Origin of the sequence: Pseudomonas sp. BRG-100 (assembly GCF_000737955.1) — a bacterium.
GTDB classification, from domain to species: domain Bacteria; phylum Pseudomonadota; class Gammaproteobacteria; order Pseudomonadales; family Pseudomonadaceae; genus Aquipseudomonas; species Aquipseudomonas synxantha_A.
This window is the reverse complement of record NZ_JPRX01000001.1, coordinates 5,013,115-5,034,816: the sequence shown is the minus strand read 5'-3', so window position 1 is coordinate 5,034,816 and position 21,702 is coordinate 5,013,115. Positions and strand designations below refer to the sequence as shown.

The following is a 21,702-nucleotide window of genomic DNA, read 5'->3' as shown; positions in this document are numbered from 1 at the left end:
CGTTGAACCATGAAGGCATTTTCCATCGAACGTTACGGCAAACAGACCGGTCGCATCACCGAAGCGCCAACACCAGTGGTGGGTGAGCATGACGTGCTGGTTCAAGTACATGCCAGCAGCGTCAACGTTCTGGATGCAAAAATCGCCAAGGGCGAATTCAAACTGATTCTGCCGTATGCATTGCCGTTGATACTGGGCAATGACCTGGCTGGCGTGGTACTCAGCGTCGGGGCCGCGGTGCGACGCTTCAAGCCGGGTGACGAAGTGTATGGCCGCCCTCCACAGCAGCGTATCGGCACGTTCGCCGAGCTGATTGCAGTACGCGAGGACGCACTGGCACGCAAACCTGCAAACATCACGATGGAGCAGGCCGCCTCCCTGCCTCTGGTCGCATTGACGGCATGGCAAGTACTGGTTGAAACAGCGAGGCTGAAAAAAGGCCAGAAGGTCTTCATTCATGCCGGTTCCGGCGGAGTCGGCAGTATCGCCATCCAGCTTGCCAAGCATTTGGGCGCATTTGTCGCAACGACGACCAGCACCGCCAATGTCGAGTGGGTCAAGGCACTGGGTGCCGATCTAGTGATCGACTACAAGCAGCAAAACTTCGAAACCCTGCTCAATGATTATGACGTCGTCTTGAACAGTCTCGGTCCGGACGCACTGGCAAAGTCACTCGACATTCTCAAACCGGGCGGTCAACTCATCTCCATCTCCGGGCCACCGACGCAGGCGTTTGCTCGAGAGCAGCAGCTGTCGTGGCTATTGGGCCTGGTCATGGGTGTGTTGAGCAGCGGTATACGCCGCAAAGCGCGCAAACAAGGCGTGCGTTATGACTTCCTCTTCATGCGCGCCAACGGCGCCCAATTGGATGAACTGACCGCGCTGGTGGAAGCCGGCATTATCAAGCCGGTGATCGACCGCACCTTCCCTTTCGAGTCCACAGCCCAAGCCCTGAGCTATGTCGAACAAGGCCGCGCCAAAGGCAAAGTGGTGATCACGATGACAGCGCCGCCCGCGCCTGGCGTGCGCCGAGCCGACTGATCCACACCGCGCCCAGAATCACCAGGCCGCCCAGGGCCAGTCGGCCCAGCGGCTCATGCTGATTCCAGATCAGCAAGTTCAACAGCAGCCCCACCGGTACATGCAGGTTGTTCATCACCGCCAGGGTACCGCCATTGACCAGACAGGCGCCCTTGTTCCACCAGTACATGCCCAGCGCGGTGCTGACCAAACCAAGGAACACCAGCACGCCCCATTGCAGCGGCGCTTGCGGTAAGAAGTCAGCCTTGCCGAACAGCAGGAACGCCGGCAACACCACCAGCAAGGCGCCCAGGTAGAAATAACCGAAACGCCGGAAGTGCGGTTGGTCACTGGGATAACGCGCCACCAGATGCTTGTACATGACTTGCCCGGCGGCGTAGGTGAAGTTGGCCAATTGCAGCAGCAAGAATCCCATCAGGAAGTGCGGGGTGATCTGATCGAAACGAATCACCGCCGCACCGCCCACCGCCACCAGGGCCGCGACCAGTGCCCAAGGATTGAAGCGCCGATTAAGCGCGTCCTCGATCAGGGTCACATGCAGCGGTGTGAGGATGGTGAACAGCAGCACTTCCGGCACCGTCAGCACGCGAAAGCTCAAGTACAGGCATACGTAGGTCACGCCGAACTGCAATGCACCGATCACCAACATGCCGCGCATGAACGCAGGCTCCACCGAGCGCCAGCGCGTCAGCGGGATAAAGATCAGCCCGGCCAGCACCACGCGCACCAGCACTGCGAAGTAGCTGTCGACGTGACCGGCGAGGTATTCGCCGATCAAGCTGAAGGAAAATGCCTGAATCAGGGTGACAACCAGTAAATAGCCCATGCGCGCCTCGTTTCGAATGGGCGCGACATTAAAGCTTTTCCAGCCTTGAAGAAACTCAAGGCAAAAAAAACCCGACCTCGCTAAAGCGGCAGTCGGGCAGGAGCACTCAGGAGCAACAAGTGCAAAGGGAGGTTCGATACGCGTACTTGAAGGGTTGGCGTGGCGTTATATAAACAGCCCGCGATTATCTGGCGATTAACGGATCACGCCACCTGTGCGAGAAGGGCTTTGGCATGGTTGATGCCTTTTTCCTGAAAGTCGCTGCTCAGGTTCACCCCTTCGGCGTGAATGAAGATCACGTCGTGAATGCCGATAAAGGCCATCACCTGGCGCAGGTAGGGTTCCTGGTGGTCCGAGGTGGCCCCGGTGTGAATGCCGCCACGGGCGGTAAGCACAATGGCACGTTTGCCGGTCAGCAAGCCCTGCGGCCCGGTGGCGGTGTACTTGAACGTTACGCCGGCGCGCAGGACGTGATCCAGCCAGGCTTTGAGGGTGCTGGGGATGGCGAAGTTGTACATCGGTGCAGCCATTACCAACACATCGGCGGCGAGCAATTCGTCGGTCAATGCGTTGGAACGCTCCAGGGATACCTGCTCGCTGTCGTTACGCTGATCTTCAGGTTTCATCCAGCCGCCAAGGAGGTTGGCGTCCAGGTGTGGAACCGGGTTGAGTGCCACGTCGCGCACGGTGATCTGATCGGCTGGGTGGGCAGCCCGCCATTGGCTGATGAACTGTTGCGTGAGCTGGCGAGAGATAGAATCCTGCTGGCGCGCACTGCTTTCGATGATCAGAACGTTGGACATGGCTATGTAGGCTCCATCGGTGAATGTTGTAAGTCGATGGAGAAAAGATTAACCAGGGCTCATTCGATAAAAAAGCGCAAAAAACTGCTATAACCCATCTATAAATTTGTTTATAAGCGGAGTACTCCTGTAGAAAGGCTCCGCTATCGCTTTATTTGGGGCTGCAGTCCAAGGCAATGCGCATCTTGATGATGGAGCGGTTGAACTTGACCGTGGTGTTGGTGCTTTTGCCTGCTGGCACGCTCACGGTGCGACGGCGCGGCGATTCCGGGCCGTTGGTGAAGATTACCGAACACACAGCATCCTGGGTGCCGTAGTTGTTCAGCTGAATCGAGCTGATGTCTGCGTCCACGTCGGAGGCGGTGTAATCAATGCTGACGCCATCGATCTTTTTCGTCACGTCGATAGGGTAGGCAAATACGCTCATCGGCAGCAGCGCCAGCAACACACAACACAATTTTCTCATTCGGCAGTCTCCAATAAGGACTGCCAGCTTAGGACAAGAGGAGCTCATGTTGAAAGCGCCCCGCGTTACCCTCGATCAATGGCGCACGTTGCAGGCCGTGGTTGACCATGGCGGCTTCGCCCAGGCGGCTGAAGCGCTGCACCGTTCGCAATCCTCGGTGAGCTACACCGTGGCTCGTATGCAGGATCAACTCGGCGTGCCGCTGCTGCGCATCGACGGGCGCAAGGCGGTGCTGACCGAGGCCGGTGAAGTGCTGCTGCGTCGCTCCCGGCAGTTGGTGAAGAACGCCAGTCAACTTGAGGACCTTGCCCATCATATGGAACAGGGATGGGAGGCCGAAGTGCGCCTGGTAGTGGATGCGGCCTATCCCAATGCGCGCCTGGTGCGCGCCCTGACTGCGTTTATGCCGCAAAGTCGCGGCTGCCGCGTGCGCTTGCGTGAAGAGGTGTTGTCCGGCGTCGAAGAACTGCTGATCGAAGGCGTAGCCGACCTGGCAATTTGCGGTTTCAGTATCCCCGGTTACCTGGGCACCGAAATGAGCGATGTGGAATTTATCGCCGTGGCCCACCCCGAACATGCGTTGCACCGCATGAATCGCGAGCTGAGTTTCCAGGACCTGGAAAGCCAGATGCAGGTGGTCATCCGCGACTCCGGCCGCCAGCAACCGCGCGACGTGGGTTGGCTGGGCGCCGAACAGCGCTGGACCGTCGGCAGCCTGGCTACCGCCGCCGCCTTCGTGGGCAGCGGCCTGGGCTTTGCCTGGCTGCCACGGCACATGATCGAGCGCGAACTGGCCGAAGGCGTACTCAAGCAACTGCCCCTGGAACAAGGCGGCAGCCGTCACCCGACGTTCTATCTCTACTCCAACAAAGACAAACCCCTGGGGCCGGCGACGCAGATTCTCGTGGAGCTGCTGCGCACGTTTGACACCGCTCCCCTGGACGCGCCTTTCGCCGCTCCCCGACAAGCCTGAAACGGAGTTCATCCATGGCCTGGTTCGACCACGAAGGCTGCAGCCTGCACTACGAGGAATACGGCCACGGCACGCCGCTGATCCTGATCCACGGCCTGGGCTCCAGTAGCCAGGATTGGGAGCTGCAAGTGCCGGTACTGGCTCGGCACTATCGCCTGATCGTGGTCGACGTGCGTGGGCATGGCCGCTCCGATAAGCCCCGCGAGCGCTACAGCATCCAGGGCTTCACGTTCGACCTGCTCGCCCTGATCGAGCACCTGGACCTGCCGCCAGCCCACGTTGTGGGTTTATCCATGGGCGGCATGATCGCCTTCCAACTGGCGGTGGACGACCCCGCGCGAGTCAGAAGCCTGTGCATCGTCAACAGCGCGCCCGAAGTCAAGGTGCGCAGCGCAGGTGACTATTGGCAGTGGGCCAAACGCTGGACCCTGGCCCGCGTACTCAGCCTGCGCACCATCGGCAACGCCCTGGGCGAACGACTGTTTCCCAAACCTGCCCAGGCAGACCTGCGCCGCAAGATGGCCGAACGCTGGGCAAGCAACGACAAACGTGCTTATCTCGCCAGCTTCGACGCGATTGTGGGCTGGGGCGTGCAGGAACAACTTTCGCGAATTACCTGTCCAACCCTGGTCATCAGCGCCGACCACGACTACACCCCCGTGGCGCAGAAAGAAATCTATGTAAAACTGCTGCCCGATGCGCGACTGGTGGTGATCGAAGATTCCCGCCATGCCACGCCCTTGGATCAACCCGAAGTCTTTAACGCAACCTTGCTCGATTTTCTAAAGACAGTCGAAACCACTACCCAGGATCACTGACCCATGCTGAAAAAAATCGCCTTCTTTGCCGGTTCTGTTCTGTTCGCTGCCAACCTGATGGCGGCCGAACCGGCCAAGGCGCCCCACGTATTGATCTCCACCACCAATGGCGACATTGAAATCGAACTGGACCCGGTCAAGGCGCCGATCAGCACCAAGAACTTCCTCGCCTATGTCGACAAGGGTTTCTACACCAACACGATTTTCCACCGCGTGATCCCGGGCTTCATGGTCCAGGGCGGCGGGTTCACCCAGCAGATGTCGCAAAAACCGACTGAAGCACCGATCAAGAACGAAGCCAGCAATGGCCTGCATAACGTGCGCGGCACGCTGTCCATGGCCCGCACCAATGACCCGAACTCGGCCACCAGCCAGTTCTTCATCAACGTAGCCGACAATGCCTTCCTCGACCCGGGCCGCGATGCCGGTTACGCCGTGTTCGCCAAAGTGGTCAAGGGCATGGATGTGGTCGACATCATCGTCAACTCCCAGACCACCACCAAACAAGGCATGCAGAACGTGCCAATCGATCCTGTGTTGATCAAGTCGGCCAAGCGCATCGACTGAGGTCTGCAGGTAGCTTCGCGTGGTGCCCACACGGCACCGCGCGCATTTGAAAGGAGAGCCCGCCCGGCGGGCGTCAAACCCAATGCTCTATCGTCGCTTTGAACAACTGATCGATATTTTCCGCGACGCTCCCAGCGCGGCCCCTCCCGAAAAAGTCCTGCCCTTCTATCTCTATTACCTGCGCCAGGTCTGGCCCTGCTTCGCCGCACTGTTGGTGGTGGGGCTGGTCGGTGCGCTTATCGAAGTGGCGCTGTTCAGCTATCTGAGCCGCATCATCGACCTGGCCCAGGGCACACCACCGGCGAATTTCTTCCAGATCCACAGCGCCGAGCTGATCTGGATGGCCGTGGTCGCCCTGCTGCTGCGCCCGGTCTTCAACGGCCTGCATGACTTGCTGGTGCACCAGACCATCAACCCCGGCATGACCAGCCTGATTCGCTGGCAGAACCACAGCTACGTGCTCAAGCAGAGCCTGAACTTTTTCCAGAACGATTTCGCCGGGCGCATCGCCCAGCGGATCATGCAAACCGGCAACTCCTTGCGTGATTCGGCAGTGGCGACGGCAGAAGCCATCTGGCACGTGTCGATCTATGCCATCAGTGCCCTGGTGCTGTTTGCCGAGGCCGACTGGCGGCTGATGATCCCGCTGATCACCTGGATCATCTGCTACAGCCTGGCCCTGCGTTACTTCGTACCGCGCGTGAAGGAGCGCTCGGTGATTTCCTCGGAGGCGCGCTCCAAATTGATGGGCCGAATTGTCGACGGCTATACCAATATCACCACCTTGAAACTGTTCGCCCATACGCAGAATGAACAGGAATACGCCAAGCAAGCGATCATCGAGCAGACCGAAAAAACCCAACTGGCCGCCCGTGTGCTCACCAGCATGGACACCGTGATCTGTATCTTGAACGGCCTGCTGATTGTGACCACCACCGGCCTGGCCCTGTGGTTGTGGACGCAGTCGCTGATTTCCGTCGGTGCGATTGCCTTGGCCACTGGCTTGGTTATCCGCATCGTCAACATGTCCGGTTGGATCATGTGGGTGGTCAATGGCATCTTCGAAAATATCGGCATCGTGCAGGACGGCCTGAAAACCATCGCCCAGCCACTGGCCGTGACCGACCGTGAAAACGCCCCGCGCCTGAAAGTCCCCAATGCCCAAGTGCACTTTGAGCAGGTGGATTTCCACTACGGCAAGAAGAGCGGGATCATTGGCGGCCTCAACCTCAACATCAAGGCCGGGGAAAAGATCGGTTTGATCGGCCCGTCCGGCGCGGGCAAGTCGACCCTGGTCAACCTGCTGCTGCGCCTCTACGACCTGCAAGGCGGCCGCATCCTGATCGACGGCCAGAACATCGCCGAAGTGGCCCAGGAAAGCCTGCGTGCACAGATCGGCATGATCACCCAGGACACATCGCTTCTGCACCGTTCGATCCGTGACAACCTGCTGTATGGCAAGCCCGACGCAACTGAGGAAGAACTCTGGGCTGCGGTGCACAAGGCTCGCGCCGATGAGTTCATCCCGCTGTTGTCGGATTCCGAGGGCCGCACCGGGCTGGACGCCCATGTCGGTGAGCGCGGGGTGAAACTCTCTGGCGGTCAACGTCAACGTATCGCCATCGCCCGCGTGCTGCTCAAGGACGCACCGATCCTGATCATGGACGAAGCCACCTCGGCATTGGACTCGGAAGTGGAAGCGGCAATCCAGGAGAGCCTGGAAACTCTGATGCAGGGCAAGACCGTGATTGCGATCGCCCACCGGTTGTCGACCATCGCACGAATGGACCGCTTGGTAGTGCTGGAGAAAGGCCAGATTGCCGAAAGCGGCAGCCATGCCGAGTTGCTGGCGCAGGGCGGGCTTTATTCGCGGTTATGGCAGCACCAGACCGGTGGATTCGTCGGAATAGACTGATTTCATTGGATAGGTGCCCGGGCAATTCCGAACAATTCTGACAGTTTTCTCTATCGAACTGGTCTTGCGACACAATCCTGCTGTACTGCAATCAGGCCCCAGGAGGGCCCTGATTTAGGCGGCAGGGAAGCTTCACAGACCGTTAATCAGATAGAGCAATCTAAGGAAGTGTTCATGTCACTGTTCAAACGTTCCGTAACGGAAGGGCTGGGTACGTTTTGGCTGGTGTTGGGCGGTTGCGGGAGTGCGGTGCTGGCCGCAGCGTTCCCCAATGTCGGAATCGGCCTGCTCGGCGTGGCCCTGGCCTTCGGGCTCACAGTGCTGACCATGGCGTTTGCCATCGGGCACATCAGCGGCTGTCACCTCAACCCGGCCGTTTCGGTGGGGCTGGTAGTGGGCGGAAGATTTCCGGCCAGAGAGTTGCCAGCCTACATCGTGTCTCAGGTGATCGGTGCCACCATCGCCGCTGTGCTGCTGTACTTTATTGCCAGCGGCAAACCCGGCTTTGAACTGGCGAGTGGTCTGGCCTCCAACGGCTATGGAGAACACTCACCCGGTGGTTACTCGATGGCAGCAGGATTGGTCTGTGAACTGGTGATGACGGCGATGTTCGTGCTGATCATCCTGGGCGCTACCGACCGCCGTGCCCCCGCGGGCTTTGCCCCCATCGCCATTGGCCTGGGGCTGACGCTGATCCACCTGATCTCGATCCCGGTCACCAACACCTCGGTCAACCCGGCCCGCAGCACGGGGCCCGCGTTGATTGTCGGCGGCTGGGCGCTTGAACAGTTGTGGCTGTTCTGGCTTGCGCCGATCCTGGGCGCGGTGATCGGTGGCATTACGTACCGATGGTTGGGCGCAGAAAAGCCTGCCTGACCAAACCCCTCTAGGAGCGAGCTTGCTCGCGAAAAACGTCAACGATGACGCAGGCTTCCAGATGCAGCCCGCTTCGCCTAAGCGTTCTTCGCGAGCAAGCTCGCTCCTACAAGGTGTTTCACTTGCTGTCAGGTTGCCGATAAGGCAAAGCCGCCCTCGCCTCTTCGGCATACGCCAGAATCCCCACCCGTTCACGTTCAAGAAAGTCGTGCACGGCACTCTTGAGCCCCGGATGGCGCAGGTAGTGCCAGGACCGCGTGATCACCGGCTCAAACCCGCGAATCAATTTGTGCTCGCCCTGGGCCCCCGCATCGAAGCGTTGCAGGCCGTGGGCGATGGCGTAGTCCATGCCCTGGTAGAAACAGGTTTCGAAATGCAGCCGGTCGAACTCCCCCAGGCAGCCCCAGTAGCGGCCGTAGAAGCTGTCGCCACCGATCAAGCTGAACGCCATGGCCACCGGACGCGGGCCTTGCTTGGCCAGCACCACGCGGATCGCCTCGGGCATACGTTCGGCCAACAGGCTGAAAAACGCCCGTGTCAGATAGGGCGCTTGGCGGCGCACCGCATAGGTGTTGGCATAGCAGGCATAAACAAAATCCCATTGGGCCTCGCTCAATTGATGACCTTGCAGCCACTCGAACTCGATGCCCTGCCCGGCCACTTGTTCACGCTCTTTGCGCATTTGCTTGCGCTTGCGTGAACTCAAGGCATCAAGGAAGTCCTGGAAGTCGCGATAGCCACGGTTCTGCCAATGAAACTGGCAGCCCAGGCGTTGCATCCAGTCGGGCTGCCGGGCCAAGGCGTCGTCGGCCAAAGCGTCGGTGAAATTGATATGGGCGCTGGAGAGCCCTTCGATTTCCAGGTAACCCGGCAAACTTTTGAGCAACTCAAAGCCGTCTTCGGCACTGGCGGCCAATAAACGCGGCCCGCTGACCGGACTGAACGGCACGGCTGTCAGCAGCTTCGGGTAGTAATCAATGCCGGCACGCTCGCAGGCTTCGGCCCAGCCATGGTCGAACACGTACTCGCCATAAGAGTGCCACTTGCGGTAACTGGGTAATGCCGCCACCAAACGCGGGCCTTCCCAGTGCAGCAGATGTTCCGCCTGCCAGCCTGTTTGCGGGCCCAGGCTGGCGCTGTCTTCCAGCGCGCTCAAAAACCCATGCCGCACAAAAGGCTGGGCCTGCGGCACCAGGGCATCCCAAGTGTGAGCAGCGATTGCGGACAGGCTGTCCAGGCGTTGCAGTGGCATCGACATCCTCATTGTTTCGCGGCATGAAAGCCTGGGCAGTATCGCTTATCGCAGCCTGGCGTACATCTGCAAAACGCGCCGACAGAACGCCCAAGCGTTAGTTCCTTCCCGTTACAAGCTGTCATCTACATGAAATCACTTAGCCACTACTCCGTCATAAACGGCCGCGATACTGACGCCAGTTTTTAGAGCGTCCGGATCTACCGGGCGACATTTTTTCCGTCCGTCATGGGTCGGTTGTGTCCTGGATGGTTTGCCATCCCTCCTCACTTTCGGAGATTGATATGCGTCTTGCTTCCACTAAAACTGCGGCGCTCCTGTGTGGCGGCCTGTTGCTGGCCCTGAGCGTACCGGCCAGCGCTGCAGTCGACGCTAAATTGCTCGACATGCTCAAGGCCAACGGCCAGATCACCGCGTCGCAGTACACAGAACTGCAAGCGGAACTGGCCAAGGACCAGAAAGAACAGCAGATCGCACGCCAAGCTCAGCAAGAGACCAACGAGCAGATCGCAGCCACTGCGAAAAAAACCAACGAGCTGAGCAGCTTCGACCAAAAGCTGGCCTGGGCCGCCAAGACTCAATTCAAGGGTGATGTACGCTTCCGCCAGGAAACCATCAAGATTGATGGCGAACCCAACAACGGTGGGCGTGACAAAGACCGTCAACGTATCCGCGCCCGCCTGGGTGCCTACACCGAAATCAACCCGCAGGTGGACACCGGTATCCGTATCGCCACCGGCGGTGGTGACGATGCGCGTTCTACCAACCAGGATCAGGACGGCTACTTCGATAAAAAATCGATCTGGCTGGACCTCGGTTACATCGACTACCACCCGGACCAGATCAAGAACCTGCACGTGATCGGCGGCAAGATGCTTCAGCCTTGGGTAAACATGGGCGACGTGATCTGGGATAGCGATATCAACCCTGAAGGCCTGGCCGTCACCTACAAATACCCACTGGGCAGCAGCGCCGAACTGTTCGGCAGCCTGGGTAACTACAACCTCAAGGACAACGTCGACGGCGACGGCGTGCAGTTCCGCCACGACCTGCGCCTGACGTCCGGCCAGTTGGGTACGCGTTTCTCGGTCACCGACAACCTGAAAATGACCCTGGGCGGCAGCGTCTACGCCTACAAAAATGACGAGGACAGCCGCTGCACAACCACCACCACGCCTTGCGCGTTGGCGGTCAACGGCAACTCGGCCAACAACGAGTTCCGCCTGTATGAAGGTTTTGCCCAGGCAGACATCGGCGGCCTGGCAGTGCCACTGTCGTTCTACGGCCAATACGTGAAAAACAACGATGCCGTGACCGACCAGGACACCGCGTGGTTGCTGGGTGCCAAGTCCAAGGTGTTCGGTTTCAACCTGGACTACAACTACCGCGATGTTCAGCGTAATGCCGTCGTAGGCGCGTTCACCGATTCGGACTTCGCCAACGGTACCACCGGTTCGCGCGGCCACAAGATGAAGGTCAGCTACGACATCGACAAGAACTTCGCCCTGGGCGCCACCTACTTCCTGACCAAGGCGGACTACGCCAGCCGTACCCAGCGGGATGCCAACACCAACACCCTGCAGCTGGATGCTGAAGCCAAGTTCTAACCGTTACTGTAGGAGCGAGCTTGCTGTGTCAAGCTCGCTCCTACATATCCTTACGGCGCTCGGCTGCCATCTGTTCAGCCAGCGCATCAGCACCGTCCACCGGCTCCTGCGGCATACGCTTGAGCGTCGCCTGCAACAGGCGCATCTGCCGGATAAACCGTCGGCAGTTCGGGCAGAACATCAAGTGATGACGCACCATTAGACGTTCACGGAAGGTCAATTGACCATCCAGATAGTCACTGGAGCGCGCTACTTGCTCTTTACAGGTCAACATTCGCCCGTCTCCTCAAAATGCTCCACCGTAGCAAAGACTTTAAGCCGTGCTCGATGCAGGAGCACACGAACGTTGGAGAGCGAAAGGCTCAGAAGATTACAGATTTCCTCCAGTTCCAGACCCTGGCGTTCACGCAACACCAGCACGCTGCTTTGCAGTTCGGACAAACTCAGAATCGTATGCTCCAGGCATTTGCGCAGTTCATCTTCGGTCAGCAGCGCTTCAGGGGTGTCCTGGTGCCAGGCATACGGGGCGACAGCCCAATGGCCATCATCCGGGCTGAAGCGATCATCACCAATGGTGCCGTGGGGCGAAGGCAAATCGTCGAGCAGCACTTCCCGACGATTCTGTTTGTAACGTCCCTTGGCGGCGTTGGCGGTAATGGTCAATAACCATGTCTTGAGGCTCGATCGCCCTTCGAATCTGGCCAGGTTGCGTACGACCGAAACCCAGGCGTCTTGCACGATTTCGTCGGCGTGGCGCTGACCGACGATGGCGTAGGCCACCGCCCGCATTGCGCTCTGGTAAGTGGTGACCAATTCCTTGTAGGCCCGCTGCTCACCCTTGAGCAGGCGTTCAAGCAGGTGCGCGTCGTCCGCTGCTGCCATTCAAACCTCTATTTAAAAGTGCACACCCGGTCCTGTGGGAGCTGGCTTGCCTGCGATGCAGACACCTCGGTGTATCAGTCACACCACAGTGATGCCATCGCACGCAAGCCAGCCCCCACACAATCAGCGTTTGCGCAGGATCACACTGCCAATCGAATACCCGGCGCCAAAGGAGCTGAGTACGGCAACCGAGCCCTTGGGCAAGTCATCCTGGTAAGTGTGAAACGCAATCACCGAGCCGGCCGAGCTGGTATTGGCGTAAGTATCGAGGATCACTGGCGCTTCTTCCACCGACGCGTCGCGCCCCAGCAGCTTTTTCACGATCAGGTGGTTCATGCTCAGGTTGGCCTGGTGCAGCCAGAAGCGCTTCACATCGGTCACACTCAACTGATTTTCCGCCAGGTGCGCGCCGATCAATTCGGCCACCATCGGGCAGACATCGCGAAACACCTTGCGGCCTTCCTGCACGAACAGCTTGTCGGGGGCACCGACACCTTCTTCCGCCGTGCGATTGAGGAAGCCGAAATTGTTGCGGATGTTGTTGGAGAACTTGGTCAGCAGCTTTGTACTCACCACATCGAACTGGTGCTCGGACGTCGCCAGGTCAGCGCGTTCCAGGATCACCGCAGTGGCGGCGTCACCGAAGATGAAGTGGCTGTCGCGATCGCGGAAGTTCAGGTGGCCGGTGCAGACTTCCGGGTTGACCATCAGGATCGCCCGGGCCTGGCCCAACTGGATGCTGTTGGCCGCGTTCTGGATGCCGAAGGTGGCCGAAGAACACGCCACGTTCATGTCAAAACCGAAGCCCTGGATACCCAAGGCTTCCTGGACTTCAATGGCAATCGCCGGGTAGGCACGTTGCAGGTTGGAACAGGCAACGATCACGCCATCAATGTCGGCGGCGGTCTTGCCGGCGCGTTGCAGGGCTTGTTCGGCGGCACCGACCGCCATCTGGCAGAGCACCGACCATTCGTCGTTGCTACGCTCGGGCAGGCGTGGCGCCATGCGCTGCGGATCGAGGATGCCGTCCTTGTCCATCACAAAACGGCTCTTGATGCCGGATGCCTTTTCGATGAATGCCGCGCTCGACTCCGTCAGCGCCTGCACCTCGCCACGCTCGATGGCGGCGGCGTTGTCTGCGTTGAACTGTTGCACATAGGCATTGAAAGACTGCACCAGCTCTTCGTTGGAGATGCTGTTGGCCGGGGTGTACAGGCCAGTGCCGCTGATGACGACGTTATGCACGGTCGTTCCTCTAAATCTGTCAGGCAGAAGATATTGGTACCGTCGTACCAAACTTAAAGTCGTTTGATTCCGTCCAGCAGGCATCAAACTGGCGACGCTTTATTCAATCTTGTAACCGCGAAGTTTGCCACAACCCTGGAGATTTGGCGCTATAGGCCAGACAAACACCTTGAATGTGGGAGGGGCGGTGCGACGATTCGACTTGCTCCCTCCCACATTTGGCCCTGCCCGGATCGGGAAACCCGGAAAGGTTCAGGGCTCTACCTGGCTCCACTGCTTGCTCAAGCGTTTATCGGAAATCGGTACCTTGGTGCCCAACTGCTGGGCAAACAACGACACCCGGTATTCCTCCAGCCACCAGCGGTACAGCTCCAACTGTGGGTCACGCTTGCCTTCCTGGGCGTGTTTGTTCAAGCGGTTCTGGTATTGAGCCCACAGGCCGCCCAATTCGCTGCTCCACACGCGGTCCTTTTGCACCTGGCTCGGCAGTTTTTCCAGGCGCAGTTCAATAGCCTTGAGATAGCGCGGCAGCTCCTTGAACCATTGCGCCGGGGTTTCGCGCACAAAACCTGGGTACACCAGGTTGCTCAGTTGCTGCTTGATATCATTCAAGGCCACCGCCTGGGCCAGGTCGATCTTGCCTTTGAAGCGCTTTTGCAGGCCGTGCCAGAGTTTCAGCACCTCCAGGGTCAGGCGTGCCAGGCGCTCGGCGTGTTCGGTCCAACCGCCACGCTTGCGCTCGGCCAGGGCAGCCAGGCCCGCGCCATCACGCGGCAGGCTGTCTTCGCCATCAAGTACACAGGTGTCGAGGCTGGCCAGCAGAATGTCTTCCACCAACGCGTCAATACGCCCCAGTTCGCGGTACATCAAGCCCAGCTCGGTCAGGCCCGGCAATTTGCCGCGCAGGAATTTCGCCGGTTCCGCCAGTTGTTGCATCAGCAGGCGCTGCAACGCGCGGCGATGCTGGAACTCGGCTTCGGCGGCGGTGGAGAAACGCCCTTCCTTGACCGTGCCGTTCTCTTCCACCAGCGCCGGGTACACCGTCATCGACAGGCCGGCGATGTTTTGCTGGGTCTTTTCAGCCACCGCCGCGAACACCTTGGCTTCTACCGGCTGTTGGCTTTTCGCGGTTTGCGGTACGGCCAACGCGGCCTGGCTGGCCTCTGCAAAACGTGCGGTCAGTTCGGCCAGGTCGCGACCTTCGCCAAGGAACTTGCCTTGGCCGTCGACCACTTCCAGGTTCATCTTCAGGTGGCTTTCTACCTGCTGCGCCGCTTCAGCCCAGGCTTCATCGCTGACCCGCGCACCGGTCATGCGCAGCAACTCGCGCCCCAGCGCCTGGGGCAGCGAGCCCTGGCCGAATTCGATGCGTTGCAGCGCCGCCTTGACGAAGTCCGGCACCGGCACGAAGTTCTTGCGCAATGCCTTGGGCAGGTTGCGTACCAACGCGATGCATTTGGCTTCGATCACGCCCGGCACCAGCCACTCCAGGCGCTCGGCCGGCAACGCCGGCAGCAACGGCGCAGGTACACGCAGGGTGACGCCATCGCGAGGGTGGTTGGGTTCGAAGTGGTAGCTCAAGGCCAACGCCAGGTCACCCAGGTGCAAGGTGTCCGGATAATGCGCAACGGTAACCTCACTGGCCTCGCGGGCCAGCACATCTTCTTCGCGCATGATCAGCAGTTGCGGGTCTTTCTGGCTGTTGACCTTGTACCAGCTGTCGAACGTGGCGGTCTGGTGAATCTCCGCTGGCAGGCGCGCATCGTAGAACGCGTAGAGGGTTTCTTCGTCGGCGAGGATGTCGCGGCGGCGTGCCTTTGCCTCCAGTTCGTCAAGCTGCTCCAGCAATAGCTGGTTGGCCGCCAGGCACTTGGCACGGGATTGAATCTCACCGCGCACCAGGCCCTCACGAATAAACAACTCGCGAGACACCACCGGGTCAATCGGCCCGTAATGCACCGGCCGACGCCCGACCACAATCAGCCCGAAGAGGGTGATCTGCTCAAACGCCACCACCTGGCCGCGCTTCTTCTCCCAATGGGGTTCGAAGTGGTTTTTCTTGATCAGGTGCCCGGCCAGCGGCTCGATCCAATCGGCGTCGATCTTCGCCACCATGCGCGCATAGAGCTTGGTGGTTTCCACCAGCTCGGCAGTCATCAGCCATTGCGGGCGCTTCTTGCCGATACCGGACGAGGGGTGGATCCAGAAACGCCGCTGCCGCGCACCGAGGTAATCGCCGTCTTCGGTCTTCTGGCCGATCTGGCTGAGCAGGCCGGACAGCACCGCCTTGTGCAGTTTGGGGAAGTCCGCAGGCTCTTTATTGATGTTCAGCTGCATGTCGCGGCAGATCAGGCTCAACTGGCGATGGGAGTCGCGCCACTCGCGCAGGCGCAGGTAGTTGAGGAAGTTCTTGCGACACCAGTTGCGCAGCGGGCTGGCGGTCAGTTCCTGGCGCTGCTCTTCAAAGCCGCGCCACAGGTTGACCAGCCCGGCGAAGTCCGAATCCGGATCTTTCCACTGAGCGTGGGCCTGGTCGGCGGCCTGTTGACGCTCCGGTGGCCGCTCGCGCGGGTCCTGGATAGACATGGCGCTGGCCACGATCAGCACTTCCTGCAAGCTGCCCAGCTTGGCCGCTTCGAGCAACATGCGGCCCATGCGCGGGTCCACCGGCAAGCGTGCAAGCTGGCGGCCCAACGGCGTGAGTTGGCTGTTACGGTCCACCGCCGAGAGTTCCTGCAGCAGGTTGAAACCGTCGCTGATCGCCTTGCCATCTGGCGGTTCGATAAACGGGAAATCGGTGATTTCGCCCAGGCGCAGGTGCAGCATCTGCAGGATCACGGCGGCGAGGTTGGTACGCAGGATTTCCGGGTCGGTGAATTCCGGGCGCCCGATAAAATCTTCTTCGCTGTACAGGCGCACGCAAATGCCCGGCTCAACCCGGCCGCAACGGCCTTTACGCTGGTTGGCGCTGGCCTGGGAGATCGCCTCGATCGGCAGGCGCTGCACCTTGGCGCGGTAGCTGTAGCGGCTGATGCGCGCCGTGCCGCTGTCGATCACATAGCGAATGCCCGGCACCGTCAGCGAGGTTTCCGCAACGTTGGTCGCCAGTACCACGCGCCGGCCTGGGTGGGATTGGAAAATGCGCTGTTGCTCGGCCGGTGACAGCCGTGCGTACAACGGCAAAATCTCGGTGTGCTTGAGCTGGGCCTTGCGCAGCATGTCGGCGGCATCACGAATCTCGCGCTCTCCGGGCAGAAACACCAGCACATCGCCGGGGTTGCGTCGCTCGCTGCGCTCATAGGCGGCGATTTCATCGAGGGTGGCGAGGATCGCCTGGTCGACGGTCAAGTCATCCTCGACGCGGTTGCCCTCTTCGTCCTGTTCCAGGGTCAGTGGGCGATACCAGGTGTCCACCGGGAAAGTACGGCCCGAGACCTCGACAATCGGCGCATCGTCGAAGTGCTTGGAAAAGCGCTCCAGGTCGATGGTCGCCGAGGTGATGATGACTTTCAGGTCAGGGCGACGCGGCAGCAGGGTCTTGAGGTAGCCGAGCAGGAAGTCGATGTTCAGGCTGCGTTCATGGGCTTCGTCGACGATGATCGTGTCGTAGCGTTCCAGATAACGGTCGTTCTGGGTTTCGGCCAGCAGGATGCCGTCGGTCATCAGTTTGATCAGGGTGTTGGAATCACTCTGGTCTTCGAAACGCACCTGATAGCCGACCAAGGCGCCCAATGGCGTGGCCAGCTCTTCAGCGACACGGCTGGCGACGCTGCGCGCTGCGATCCGGCGCGGCTGGGTGTGGCCGATCAGGCCGTACTGGCCGCGGCCGATTTCCAGGCAGATTTTCGGCAACTGGGTGGTCTTGCCCGAGCCGGTCTCGCCGGCAATGATCAACACCTGGTGTTTGAGCAGCGCGTCCTTGATCTCATCGCGCTTGGCGGCAATCGGCAGGCTGTCGTCGTAGCGAATCACCGGCAGGCTGGCGCGCCGCGCCGTGACCTGGGCACAGGATGCCTGCATCCGCGCCACCCACTGCGCCAGCTTGTCCTCATCGGGTTTCTTGCGCAGCTCAAGCAACTGCCGGCGCAAGCGGTGGCGGTCGGCGAGCATGGCGTGATCGAGGGTTTTGAGCAGTTGGTCGATGGTGGGTGCTTGGTCAGTCATCAGCTACTTCGACGGTCATCTATGTTATGCGCGGCCGGCAAGTGTGGCAGAAAATCGACTTATCTGGCAGGTCAAACATGTGGGAGGGGGCTTGCTCCCGATGAAGGTGGGTCAGCCAATGAAGGTGTTGACTGATTCACCGTCATCGGGAGCAAGCCCCCTCCCACAAGAGAAAGCGTTATAGCGGGTCTTTTCGGCGATAGGGGAATACGTCGATAACCTTGCCGGCGCGAATCGCGTCCTGCAGGCCCTTCCAGTAATCGGCGTTGTACAGCTCGCCATGCAGCTCATCGAACAACTTGCGCTGGCCAGCGTCGGCAAACAGGAACGGCGGGAACTCTTCGGGGAATACGTCCAGCGGGCCGATGGAGTACCAGGGCTCTGAGGCCATTTCGTCCTCGGGGGTGCGCGGTGCGGGAATATGGCGGAAGTTGGCTTCGGTCAGAAAGCAGATTTCATCGTAGTCGTAGAACACCACGCGGCCATGACGGGTGACGCCGAAGTTTTTCAGCAGCATGTCGCCAGGGAAGATATTCGCCGCCGCCAGTTGCTTGATTGCCAGGCCGTAGTCTTCCAGGGCTTCGCGCACCTGGGCGGGGTTGGCGTTGTCGAGGTAGAGGTTGAGCGGGGTCATGCGCCGCTCGGTCCAGCAGTGGCGGATCAGCACGCTGTCGCCTTCCACTTCGACCGTGCCGGCCGCGACTTCCAGCAGCTCGGCCAGGCACTCGGGCTCGAACTTGCTCAAGGGGAAACGGAAGTCGGCGAATTCCTGGGTGTCGGCCATGCGCCCTACCCGGTCGACACTCTTAACCAGCCGGTACTTCTCGATCACCGTGGCGCGGTTGACGTTTTTCGACGGTGAAAAGCGATCCTTGATGATCTTGAACACGGTGTTGAATCCCGGCAGCGTGAACACGCTCATGACCATGCCGCGCACGCCGGGGGCCATGATGAACTGATCGTCGGTGGTGGCCAGGTGGTTGATGAGTGCGCGGTAGAATTCGGACTTGCCGTGCTTGTAGAAACCAATGGAGGTGTACAGCTCGGCAATGTGCTTGCCCGGCAGGATGCGCTTGAGAAAACCGATGAATTCGGCAGGCACCGGCACGTCGACCATGAAATAGGAGCGGGTGAACGAAAAGATGATCGACACGTCGGCTTCGTCGGTGATCAACGCATCGATCTGGATGCCGCGCCCTTCGCGGTGCAGCAACGGGATGACCAACGGCCACTGTTCGTCGCGGGTATAAATGCGCCCTACGAGATAGGCGCCTTTGTTGCGGTAGAGCACGGAGGAAAACAGCTCGACCTTAAGGTCCGGGTCCTTGCACACCCAATCCGGCAGGTTTTCCCGCAGCTGGGCTTCGAGGCGACGCAGGTCGGCAGGAAGGTCGGCGTAAGGCTCGCTGAAGCTGTAGTCAGAGAAAATCTGCGCCAGCATGTCTGATATTTTACCGGCCGGCGTGTAGACCCGGGTTTGCGCCGCCCGCGCCCGGCGCAGGCTCGGCCGGGTGGTGTGGATGAACATGCAGCCGTCGCTGATCAGGTCATGGCTGAACAGGCCGCAGAAGATCGAGTTGTACCAGGTCTCGGACAATTCATCGTCAAAGCGCAGGTCGATCAGGCCGATATAAGCGCTTTTCACCAGGGGCCACAGCTCGATGTCCTGCAACGCACTCGCTTCGAAACCGGCGCGCAGGCGGGCAGTGACCTCGGCAACTTTCTCTTCATACAGGTTGATGCGTGCCGCAGACGCCGCCTGCCCTTGCTGCCACCGGGCCTTCTCGAAACGCTCGCGGGCCCCATCGGTGATCTGGCGAAAGTGCTCACGGTAATCGTCGAAACCGTCGAGGATCATCCGGGCGATAGCGAGGGCGGGCTGCGACATGCGGGAAACCTCGAACGGGTAGCGGGAAGCTCAGAGCTTAGCCAGTGAACGCTGGCAGGAGAAGGAGGATTTTTAAGGGGCCGTCGTAGTTAGCGATTGTGTCGGCCTGAGCACTGGGCAACACTCCCCGCCTGATTGGCGTAGGAGTTTTCCGTGAGACCTGTTGACACCCTCTACTTGCTGGGACTGGCTGCCATCTGGGGCGCGAGTTTCCTGTTCATGCGCATCATTGCGCCGGAAATCGGCACAGTGCCGACTGCGTTTTTCCGCGTGTCGATTGCCGCCGCCGGGTTGCTGGTGATTCTGGCGATGCTGCGCGTGAGCTGGGATTTCCAGGGCAAGTTCAAGACCGTTTTGCTGTTGGGGGTGATCAACTCCGGGATTCCGGCGACCATGTATTCAGTGGCAGCGCAGGTACTGCCGGCGGGTTATTCGGCGATTTTCAACGCCACCACGCCGCTGATGGGCGTGCTGATTGGCGGGTTGTTTTTCAGCGAGCGTCTGACACCGTCAAAAATAGCGGGGGTTGCCTTGGGGCTGTTTGGCGTCGCCGTGCTCACGCGCGCGGGGCCGGTGGCCTTTGATCTGCAATTGTTGATGGGCGCGTTGGCGTGCCTGCTGGCGACCACCTGCTACGGTTTTGCCGGTTTCCTGGCACGACGCTGGCTGGATCAGCGCGGCGGGCTGGACAGTCGCCTGTCGGCCTTGGGCAGTATGCTCGGCGCTACCTTGTTTCTATTGCCGCTCTTTGCCTACAGCGCCATCAGCCATCCACCGGCAAGTTGGGGCGGCTGGCAGGTGTGGGCGTCGCTGCTGGGCTTGGGGCTGGTGTGTACGGCGTTCGCCTACATTTTGTACTTCCGCCTGCTGTCATCCATTGGCCCGGTCAAGTCGATGACCGTGACCTTTATGATTCCGCCGTTCGGCGTGCTGTGGGGGGCGTTGCTGTTGGATGAGCCGCTGTCCATGGCTCACCTGTATGGCGGGGTGCTGATTGCCGGGGCGTTGTGGTTGGTACTGCGCCCGCAAAAACTATAGGAGCGCGCCCTTGCTCCTGGGGGTGCTTCGCCCCCCAGCGCAAGCAAGCTTGCTCGCCACAGCAAGCTTTGCTCCTACAGGGATAGGTTTTAGTGTTTACGGAATACAAACACCAAGCCGACGATGATCAACGCCATTCCCAGCACGCTTAACAGCGCAAGGCGATTGCCGAAGATCAGGTAGTCCATTACCGCCGTCACCGCTGGCACCAGATAGAACAAACTGGTGACATTCACCAGGTTGCCGCGGGCGATCAGCCTATACAGCAACAGCGTCGCCAGCACTGACACCACCAATCCCATCCACAGCACCGGCAGGTAAAAGCCCCAACTGTGCTCGAAATGGAAGGGCTGGAACGGCACGAACACCGCACACAACAGCATCCCGGCCAGGTATTGCAACGGCAACGTGCCCAAGGGGTTGTCGGTGATGCGCTTTTGCATGATCGAGCCAAACGTCATGCTCGCCAGCGCCAGCAGCCCGAACAGCATCCCGGACAGGGACATGCCCGCCAGCCCGATGCCCTGGTACACCACCATGATCAACCCGGCCAGGCCCAACCCCAGGCCGAACAGCCGGCGTAACGAGCGCTGACGCTCCATCAGCACCACGGTGAGGATCGGCTGGACGCCCATGATGGTCGCCATCACCCCGGGGGTGACTTTGAGGTCCAGGGCCAGCAGATAGAAAATCTGGTAGGCCCCCAACAACACCAGGCCCGTCGCCGCCGCATACAGCATGGGCTTGCCGGGACGTGGCAGCTTCAACTTGAGGATCGGCACCAGCACCACCAACCCCACTAGGGCGATGGCAAAGCGGATCAGCAGAAAGGCAAAGGGCGAAGCATGGGCCAGGCCCAACTTGGAGAAGATCGCCCCGCTGCTCCACAGCAAGACAAACAAGCTCGTCGAGGCCGCCGCGGCCACGGATTGTTTCGAAAGAACAGACATGAGTTACCACCTGTTATCAGGCAAAAAAGCCGATTCAGTAAGGACTGAATTTCAGTAGGTTTTTTTCAGGCAGGCACAGGGCAACAGCAAACAGCTGATCAGCCCGAAATGCCAACGCCCGGCGGTGATACGACTGCGTACACAGGCGTGCTACTGACAGGTGGGGGGTAGTGACTGATCTGCGCAGGCTGCTTTGCGCCGCACGGCACGACCACAGCGTTGACCGCTGAATCGACTACCGCTATGCGCTGGGAAGCTGGCATGTGCTGATCTTTTTGAAGGGAGAAAGACGCGACGACTATAACCAGCCGCAAACATACTTTGCAATCCTTTCCCCCTTACCTTGTACGTAGAGGCGTTTTCATGCCCCCGAACCAGACCTCTCGCTATA

At 60.0% G+C, this 21,702-nt stretch carries 18 protein-coding genes; 8 read left to right on the top strand and 10 right to left on the bottom strand.

Annotation, left to right across the window (positions count from 1 at the left end; translation table 11 throughout):
• Positions 1-9: 9 nt before the first annotated feature.
• Entirely contained in the window at positions 10-1,041 is a 1,032-nt protein-coding gene (locus JH25_RS05110; RefSeq protein WP_032879988.1) for an NADP-dependent oxidoreductase, read from the top strand.
• Here the strand turns inward: JH25_RS05110 and JH25_RS05115 are convergent.
• The 3 genes from JH25_RS05115 to JH25_RS05125 all read right to left on the bottom strand — a co-directional run bounded on the left by JH25_RS05115 (position 995) and on the right by JH25_RS05125 (position 3,136).
• The gene (locus tag JH25_RS05115) at positions 995-1,867 is read right to left on the bottom strand and encodes a carboxylate/amino acid/amine transporter (protein ID WP_005790229.1); all 873 of its coding nucleotides are present in this window, start codon (positions 1,865-1,867) and stop codon (positions 995-997) included. The genes JH25_RS05110 and JH25_RS05115 overlap by 47 nt on opposite strands.
• Before the next feature lie 203 nt (positions 1,868-2,070).
• Positions 2,071-2,670 carry an FMN-dependent NADH-azoreductase gene (locus JH25_RS05120; RefSeq protein WP_032879986.1) on the bottom strand — a complete coding sequence of 200 codons (600 nt, stop codon included), beginning with the start codon at positions 2,668-2,670 and terminating at the stop codon, positions 2,071-2,073.
• Between the two features lie 151 nt (positions 2,671-2,821).
• Positions 2,822-3,136: a hypothetical protein gene (locus tag JH25_RS05125; RefSeq protein WP_032879985.1), complete on the bottom strand. Its 315-nt coding sequence runs from the start codon at positions 3,134-3,136 to the stop codon at positions 2,822-2,824.
• A 49-nt stretch (positions 3,137-3,185) separates the two neighbouring features.
• On the opposite strand from JH25_RS05125, the gene JH25_RS05130 reads away from it, so the two are divergent.
• The 5 genes from JH25_RS05130 to aqpZ all read left to right on the top strand — a co-directional run bounded on the left by JH25_RS05130 (position 3,186) and on the right by aqpZ (position 8,285).
• Positions 3,186-4,109 (top strand): LysR family transcriptional regulator, encoded by a 924-nt coding sequence (locus JH25_RS05130; protein ID WP_005790234.1) that lies wholly within the window; start codon positions 3,186-3,188, stop codon positions 4,107-4,109.
• Between the two features lie 14 nt (positions 4,110-4,123).
• Positions 4,124-4,927, top strand: coding sequence for an alpha/beta fold hydrolase (locus JH25_RS05135; protein ID WP_032879983.1), 804 nt, complete (start codon positions 4,124-4,126; stop codon positions 4,925-4,927).
• Positions 4,928-4,930: 3 nt separating this feature from the next.
• A complete protein-coding gene (locus tag JH25_RS05140; protein ID WP_032879982.1) occupies positions 4,931-5,494 on the top strand; it encodes a peptidylprolyl isomerase in 564 nt (187 codons plus the stop codon).
• A gap of 82 nt (positions 5,495-5,576) precedes the next feature.
• A complete protein-coding gene (locus tag JH25_RS05145; RefSeq protein WP_032879980.1) occupies positions 5,577-7,409 on the top strand; it encodes an ABC transporter ATP-binding protein in 1,833 nt (610 codons plus the stop codon).
• 174 nt (positions 7,410-7,583) lie between these two features.
• Positions 7,584-8,285 carry an aquaporin Z gene (gene aqpZ, locus JH25_RS05150; RefSeq protein ID WP_032879979.1) on the top strand — a complete coding sequence of 234 codons (702 nt, stop codon included), beginning with the start codon at positions 7,584-7,586 and terminating at the stop codon, positions 8,283-8,285.
• Between the two features lie 118 nt (positions 8,286-8,403).
• Here aqpZ and JH25_RS05155 read toward each other — a convergent pair whose 3' ends face one another.
• Positions 8,404-9,537: a GNAT family N-acetyltransferase gene (locus JH25_RS05155; RefSeq protein ID WP_032879978.1), complete on the bottom strand. Its 1,134-nt coding sequence runs from the start codon at positions 9,535-9,537 to the stop codon at positions 8,404-8,406.
• 284 nt (positions 9,538-9,821) lie between these two features.
• Between JH25_RS05155 and JH25_RS05160 the strand changes: the two genes are divergently transcribed.
• Entirely contained in the window at positions 9,822-11,144 is a 1,323-nt protein-coding gene (locus tag JH25_RS05160; RefSeq protein WP_005790244.1) for a putative porin, read from the top strand.
• A gap of 40 nt (positions 11,145-11,184) precedes the next feature.
• Here JH25_RS05160 and JH25_RS05165 read toward each other — a convergent pair whose 3' ends face one another.
• The 5 genes from JH25_RS05165 to aceK form a co-directional block, all read right to left on the bottom strand.
• Positions 11,185-11,418: a zf-HC2 domain-containing protein gene (locus JH25_RS05165; protein WP_032879977.1), complete on the bottom strand. Its 234-nt coding sequence runs from the start codon at positions 11,416-11,418 to the stop codon at positions 11,185-11,187.
• Positions 11,412-12,026, bottom strand: coding sequence for an RNA polymerase sigma factor (locus JH25_RS05170; protein ID WP_005790248.1), 615 nt, complete (start codon positions 12,024-12,026; stop codon positions 11,412-11,414). Before JH25_RS05170 ends, JH25_RS05165 begins: the two co-directional genes overlap by 7 nt.
• A 123-nt stretch (positions 12,027-12,149) precedes the next feature.
• Entirely contained in the window at positions 12,150-13,271 is a 1,122-nt protein-coding gene (locus JH25_RS05175) for a beta-ketoacyl-ACP synthase III (protein WP_005790250.1), read from the bottom strand.
• A 252-nt stretch (positions 13,272-13,523) separates the two neighbouring features.
• Complete coding sequence (gene hrpA, locus JH25_RS05180) at positions 13,524-17,435, bottom strand: ATP-dependent RNA helicase HrpA (protein ID WP_032879976.1); 3,912 nt, start codon at positions 17,433-17,435, stop codon at positions 13,524-13,526.
• Between the two features lie 178 nt (positions 17,436-17,613).
• Positions 17,614-19,323, bottom strand: a complete 1,710-nt coding sequence (aceK, locus tag JH25_RS05185; protein WP_032879975.1) for a bifunctional isocitrate dehydrogenase kinase/phosphatase — start codon at positions 19,321-19,323, stop codon at positions 17,614-17,616.
• Positions 19,324-19,476: 153 nt separating this feature from the next.
• Between aceK and JH25_RS05190 the strand changes: the two genes are divergently transcribed.
• The gene (locus tag JH25_RS05190) at positions 19,477-20,361 is read left to right on the top strand and encodes a DMT family transporter (RefSeq protein WP_032879973.1); all 885 of its coding nucleotides are present in this window, start codon (positions 19,477-19,479) and stop codon (positions 20,359-20,361) included.
• A gap of 89 nt (positions 20,362-20,450) precedes the next feature.
• On the opposite strand, the gene JH25_RS05195 is transcribed toward JH25_RS05190, so the two are convergent.
• Positions 20,451-21,311, bottom strand: coding sequence for a DMT family transporter (locus JH25_RS05195; RefSeq protein ID WP_032879972.1), 861 nt, complete (start codon positions 21,309-21,311; stop codon positions 20,451-20,453).
• Between the last annotated feature and the right edge of the window lie 391 nt (positions 21,312-21,702).

Coding starts and splice junctions, on each gene's coding strand:
- JH25_RS05195 (WP_032879972.1), bottom strand. CDS start 21,311: ATGTCTGTTCTTTCGAAACAATCCGTGGCCGCGGCGGCCTCGACGAGC.
- JH25_RS05140 (WP_032879982.1), top strand. CDS start 4,931: ATGCTGAAAAAAATCGCCTTCTTTGCCGGTTCTGTTCTGTTCGCTGCC.
- hrpA (WP_032879976.1), bottom strand. CDS start 17,435: ATGACTGACCAAGCACCCACCATCGACCAACTGCTCAAAACCCTCGAT.
- JH25_RS05160 (WP_005790244.1), top strand. CDS start 9,822: ATGCGTCTTGCTTCCACTAAAACTGCGGCGCTCCTGTGTGGCGGCCTG.
- JH25_RS05155 (WP_032879978.1), bottom strand. CDS start 9,537: ATGCCACTGCAACGCCTGGACAGCCTGTCCGCAATCGCTGCTCACACT.
- JH25_RS05135 (WP_032879983.1), top strand. CDS start 4,124: ATGGCCTGGTTCGACCACGAAGGCTGCAGCCTGCACTACGAGGAATAC.
- aqpZ (WP_032879979.1), top strand. CDS start 7,584: ATGTCACTGTTCAAACGTTCCGTAACGGAAGGGCTGGGTACGTTTTGG.
- JH25_RS05115 (WP_005790229.1), bottom strand. CDS start 1,867: ATGGGCTATTTACTGGTTGTCACCCTGATTCAGGCATTTTCCTTCAGC.
- JH25_RS05145 (WP_032879980.1), top strand. CDS start 5,577: ATGCTCTATCGTCGCTTTGAACAACTGATCGATATTTTCCGCGACGCT.
- JH25_RS05165 (WP_032879977.1), bottom strand. CDS start 11,418: ATGTTGACCTGTAAAGAGCAAGTAGCGCGCTCCAGTGACTATCTGGAT.
- JH25_RS05125 (WP_032879985.1), bottom strand. CDS start 3,136: ATGAGAAAATTGTGTTGTGTGTTGCTGGCGCTGCTGCCGATGAGCGTA.
- JH25_RS05110 (WP_032879988.1), top strand. CDS start 10: ATGAAGGCATTTTCCATCGAACGTTACGGCAAACAGACCGGTCGCATC.
- aceK (WP_032879975.1), bottom strand. CDS start 19,323: ATGTCGCAGCCCGCCCTCGCTATCGCCCGGATGATCCTCGACGGTTTC.
- JH25_RS05170 (WP_005790248.1), bottom strand. CDS start 12,026: ATGGCAGCAGCGGACGACGCGCACCTGCTTGAACGCCTGCTCAAGGGT.
- JH25_RS05120 (WP_032879986.1), bottom strand. CDS start 2,670: ATGTCCAACGTTCTGATCATCGAAAGCAGTGCGCGCCAGCAGGATTCT.